The organism is Emticicia sp., assembly GCF_049241225.1.
Classification (GTDB): Bacteria; Bacteroidota; Bacteroidia; order Cytophagales; family Spirosomataceae; genus Emticicia.
In genome coordinates this window covers 2,754-7,503 of the sequence record NZ_JBMLRC010000051.1, presented here as the reverse complement: position 1 = coordinate 7,503, position 4,750 = coordinate 2,754, and the positions used below count along the sequence as shown (strand labels likewise).

Annotated in this window: 5 protein-coding genes; 4 read left to right on the top strand and 1 reads right to left on the bottom strand. The window is 39.6% G+C overall.

Features of this window, described 5'->3' with window-relative positions:
- The 4 genes from ACOVO2_RS03370 to ACOVO2_RS03355 all read left to right on the top strand — a co-directional run.
- Positions 1-237, top strand: a 237-nt coding sequence (locus ACOVO2_RS03370) for a hypothetical protein (RefSeq protein ID WP_421768612.1), incomplete at its 5' end; no start/stop codon positions are given.
- A gap of 132 nt (positions 238-369) precedes the next feature.
- Entirely contained in the window at positions 370-1,386 is a 1,017-nt protein-coding gene (gene murB, locus ACOVO2_RS03365) for a UDP-N-acetylmuramate dehydrogenase (protein ID WP_421768611.1), read from the top strand.
- 203 nt (positions 1,387-1,589) lie between these two features.
- Positions 1,590-2,321 (top strand): outer membrane beta-barrel protein, encoded by a 732-nt coding sequence (locus tag ACOVO2_RS03360; RefSeq protein ID WP_421768610.1) that lies wholly within the window; start codon positions 1,590-1,592, stop codon positions 2,319-2,321.
- Between the two features lie 120 nt (positions 2,322-2,441).
- Positions 2,442-2,858, top strand: coding sequence for a DoxX family protein (locus ACOVO2_RS03355; protein ID WP_421768609.1), 417 nt, complete (start codon positions 2,442-2,444; stop codon positions 2,856-2,858).
- A gap of 98 nt (positions 2,859-2,956) precedes the next feature.
- On the opposite strand, the gene ACOVO2_RS03350 is transcribed toward ACOVO2_RS03355, so the two are convergent.
- Positions 2,957-4,744 (bottom strand): acyl-CoA dehydrogenase, encoded by a 1,788-nt coding sequence (locus ACOVO2_RS03350; RefSeq protein WP_421768647.1) that lies wholly within the window; start codon positions 4,742-4,744, stop codon positions 2,957-2,959.
- Positions 4,745-4,750: the final 6 nt, after the last annotated feature.

Below are 4,750 nucleotides of genomic sequence, written 5' to 3'. Positions count from 1 at the left end.
AAATACCAATTTATTTTTACTCGATTATTGGGCAAAATATCTATTGAGGTAAGAGAAGGTGGCGTAAAAGATGGAACAGTATCTTCAATAATCGTTCGTCCGCACGCCAGCATTAGGCAAATGCTTAAAAACAGGAATATCTTTATAAAGTTATGTTTCACAGTCGGTATTGATTTTGTTGTTTTGCATTTTGGTACTAATACTCAATTATTTGCCAAATTACGACTCCGTAATTGACTGATAATCAGCATTCCTAATTCTTAATTCTTAATTCTTAATGGTACATTGGTACTTATCTCGTCAAGATTTTACAAAAATCGCTAACTTTGACGAGTTTTTCTAACAAACCTCTTTCTTTCTTATTGCCTAATGATAGTTCAAAAAGACGTACAACTCAAGCCATTCAATACTTTCGGAATCGAAGCAACAGCTAAATATTTTGTTGAAGTGTCGAGTATTGAGCAACTAAAAGAAATCCTACAAAGTCCTGATTATCAATCAACTGAACGTTTGATTTTGGGCGGAGGAAGCAATATGTTGCTTACGAAAGATTTTGATGGTTTGGTGATAAAAATAGCCATCAAAGGCTTTGAAGTTGTAGAAGAAAACGAAGATAATATCTGGATAAAAGCAGGAGCGGGCGTTGTTTGGCACGATTTGGTGATGCACTGCGTCAACCAAAACTATGCAGGAATGGAAAACTTATCGCTGATTCCAGGAACGGTCGGTGCTGCTCCTATGCAAAATATCGGTGCATATGGAATAGAAATAAAAGAAGTTTTTGAGGAATTAGAAGCTTTAGAAATCGCAACTGGCGAAATCAGAACTTTCGATAAAGCCACCTGTAATTTCGGCTACCGTGAAAGTATCTTCAAGCACGAAGCCAAAGGCAAATATATTATTCTGAATGTCACTTTCAAACTCAGCAAAAAACCAACTTTCCATGTAGAATACGGAGCCATAAAAGATACTTTGGCCGAAATGGGAGTAACCGAAATGAGTATCAAAGCCATAAGCGATGCCGTGATTCATATTCGCCAAAGCAAACTACCAAACCCAGCCGAAATTGGCAATGCGGGAAGTTTTTTCAAAAACCCTGAGATTCCGAATACGCAATTTGAGGCCTTGAAAGCACAATTTCCAACGATTCCATCTTACCCCGTCAACGAAACTACCACGAAAGTTCCTGCGGGTTGGCTAATTGAGCAAGCAGGTTGGAAAGGTCAGCGTTTTGGCAATGTGGGCGTACACGCCAAACAGGCTTTGGTGTTGGTCAATTACGGTGGCGGCAAAGGCGAAGAAATCAAAGATTTATCACAAAAAATACAGGCATCAGTCAAAGAAAAATTTGGGATTCAGCTTTCGGCTGAAGTTAATTTTATCTGAAAATAAAAATATTTTTTGTTCATAAAAATCTGATAATCAAGTACTTGAAATTTACTTTCAGCTTAATTATCAGATTTTTTATTTTCCTCTGCAACCCTCTCTCCTATTTTTTGCATCTTCATTACGAAAAGCAAATTTTCAAAAACTACTGCAGCAGTTTTTCTAAAAATAATTTTTTAATTACTTTTTTAAAACACAAAATTATGAAAACCAATATAAATTCCCCTTTAGGGGTTAGGGGTATAATCGCTGCTTTAGCCATAGCTATCACTGTAAATTCGGGTGCATTTGCCCAAGACGATGAAGACGATTCGAGAGAATACAAACAATCATCGCATTATTCACCAAAGAAACACAATATGTTTTCTCGTAAAGACTTTGGCTTGTATGTTGGCCTAAATACTTACGAAACAAAAAACTTGCCCGAGCTTGATAATGTGCGTTCGAGATACGTAGCTTTAAACTGGAAGAAAAACCATCGCCTCATTACGGGCAATCACGTAGATGTGGCTCTCGGAACAGGCTTCGAGTTTGCTTGGAACAATTACATGATGAAAGAGAACATCCGCTTGGTAAATACCGCCAACGGTGCTGGTTTTGTAGATGTAAAAGAAAACCTTGATAAATCGAAATTTGTGGTGTCGAGTTTCAATATCCCGATGATGTTGCAATTTGGTTTTAAAGAAAGCAAATGGAGTTTGGGAGTTGGTGCTTACGGTGGTGCGAGAATCGGAAGCTACGTAAAAACCAAAGAAGAAACTGGAGCAAAAGAACACTTCAAAAGTGCATATAACCTCAATAAATTCCACTACGGATTTGCCGCCGAATTAGGCCGTGAAGGTTTTGCCATCTTTGCTCGCTACGAAGCCACCCCACTTTTCAAAGACAATAACCCTATCAATGGCAATGCCATTTCATTCGGGATTCGTTTGTAAGATTACCAGCGTCAAATATAATCGCTTAGTTTAACGCTGGCAGGGTTTTGAACCCTGCCAGCGTTTTTTTATGCAGATGGAGCTATTTTTTCTATCTTTGTCCAAAACTAAACCATTAAAATGATGCACATTTTCGACCATACCTTATTAAAAGTTATTCAGGTGCTTATCTCGCTTTTTGCGGGCGTACTTTTCCTACAATCTGGCTTCGATAAAGTTTTTGATTTTAAAGGAAATAAAGGATACATTCAGAGTGTTTTTGCCAAAACGTTTTTCAATTCTTTTTCGGGAATTTTATTCGTAATCATTACAATATTGGAAGTTTTGGCAGGATTGGCGTCTTTTTTTGGAGCAATTTTCTATTTCATCGAAGGACAAAAAGACTTTGCGATTCTCGGCTTAGAACTATCGCTTCTCTCGATTCTGTGCTTATTTACAGGTCAACGCATCGCTAAAGATTACGCTGGAGCGGCTTCATTAGTAGGTTATTTTTTATTGATGGCTTTTGGCTTGTTTACATTTGCTTTAGTGGGATAAAAAACGTTTTTTCGGTGGCTGAGCGGAGTCGAAGCCACCGAAAACTACACGGCAACTGAGCGAATCGGACTGCCGAAGCAGCCGAAGCCCCGTTAATTTCAAAACCAATCACTTTGCATGTCAATCGTCACGCTATCAGTGCTTTGTAGGCGTTTGACGAGCGAATCCACTTTTACTAATTCATATTCATAAAAATACCTCATCGTGGCCAATTTTCCTTGATAAAAATTTTGGTCGGCTTCGTGGGCATCATTTAGTTTTTCGTTCGCTACAATTCCTTGATTGAGCCATTGCCAAGCAATCGTGATGATACCAAACATTTCGAGATAAAGCGTGGCATCGGCCAAAAACTTCTCAGTTTCGCCCTTTCCTGCCAAACCAAGCAAATAGCCTGTGGCTTGCTGGGCTTTGCCTAATGACTTCTGCAATTTTTCTACAAAAGGCTGCAAATGTTCATCTTTAGAAGCTTTTACCATCGTTTTGCTTACTTCTTCAAAGAAAATCTGAGCGGCTTTTCCATTATGAATCGTAATTTTTCGACCCAATAAATCAAGCCCATGAATGCCCGTTGTGCCTTCATGAATTGGGTGAATACGAGCCTCACGATAATATTGCTCGACCGTAAAATCAGTCGTGTAACCAGCACCACCCAAAACCTGCACGGCTGCACTCGTAGAAAGGCAACACATTTCGGAAGGATACGTTTTGGCAATTGGCGTAAGCAAATCGAGCAATAAACTCGCTCTTTCTTTTGTTTCGCCTTCTTCTACATGAATCAAATCTGATAATTTGCTGCAATATAGAAGTAAAGCCAACGAACCCTCAACTACTGATTTCTGAAACAATAACATTCGTTTTACATCAGCGTGATTGATAATGGTTGTCTGTGGCTTTGTAGGGTCTTTCTCCGAAATCTTTCTGCCTTGCGGACGCTCTTTTGCATAAGCCAACGAAGTATGATAGGCTGCCGTACCGATAGCAGTAGCATTTAATCCCACACTGATACGTGCCTCGTTCATTAATTGAAACATATAACTCAAACCTTTGTGCGGTTCGCCCACCAAGTAGCCCAAAGCACCATCATTCGAACCGATACTCAAATGAGCAATCGGAGCTCCTTTGTAGCCCATTTTATGAAAAATCCCAGCGGTAATTACATCATTATCAATTAATTCGCCATTTTCTGGACGTTTTTGTGGTACTACGAAAAGTGAAATCCCTTTTGCTCCAATCGGCCCACCTTTTATTTTGGCAAGCATCAAGTGAATAATGTTTTCACAAGCATCGTGGTCGCCCGCCGAAATATAAATTTTCTGTCCTTTTATCTTATATACTCCCTCCGTTTCGGTTGGTTCGGCACTCGTTGAAATATCAGAAAGCGAACTTCCAGCATCGGGTTCGGTCAAAGCCATTGTTCCTTGCCATTTCCCTGAGTACATATCGGGCGTGAATCTATCAATCAATTCTTGAGAACCAAATGTGCGAATCAGATTAGCCGAACCGCCACTCATGAACGAGAAAATACTCGAAGAATAATTGGCTGCTTGAAAGATAAATCCAGCGGCATTCAAGATTGTGGTTGGCAGTTGCTGCCCACCTTCATCGTAGCGAAAAGCAGCATTTACCCAGCCATCTTCCCCCATTTTTTTGATGATGGGTTTCATGCCTTCGTGGATTCTGATTTTTCCATCGACCAACTGCGGCTCTTTTCTGTCCATTTCGGTCAATAACGGAAACAGCATTTTGGTAGCTATGCCATCGGCTGCTTCAAGTACCATATCAAACGACTCTCGATTATGGTCTTGAAAATATTCGTACTTGGTAAGTAATTCACTATCAAGCACTTCAAATAATTGAAATTGTAAATCTCGTTTTGAGTAAAACATGACCCC

Bases quoted from the DNA above. Each gene is read 5' to 3' on its own strand.
- murB (WP_421768611.1), top strand. From the start codon at position 370: ATGATAGTTCAAAAAGACGTACAACTCAAGCCATTCAATACTTTCGGA.
- ACOVO2_RS03360 (WP_421768610.1), top strand. From the start codon at position 1,590: ATGAAAACCAATATAAATTCCCCTTTAGGGGTTAGGGGTATAATCGCT.
- ACOVO2_RS03355 (WP_421768609.1), top strand. From the start codon at position 2,442: ATGATGCACATTTTCGACCATACCTTATTAAAAGTTATTCAGGTGCTT.
- ACOVO2_RS03350 (WP_421768647.1), bottom strand. From the start codon at position 4,744: ATGTTTTACTCAAAACGAGATTTACAATTTCAATTATTTGAAGTGCTT.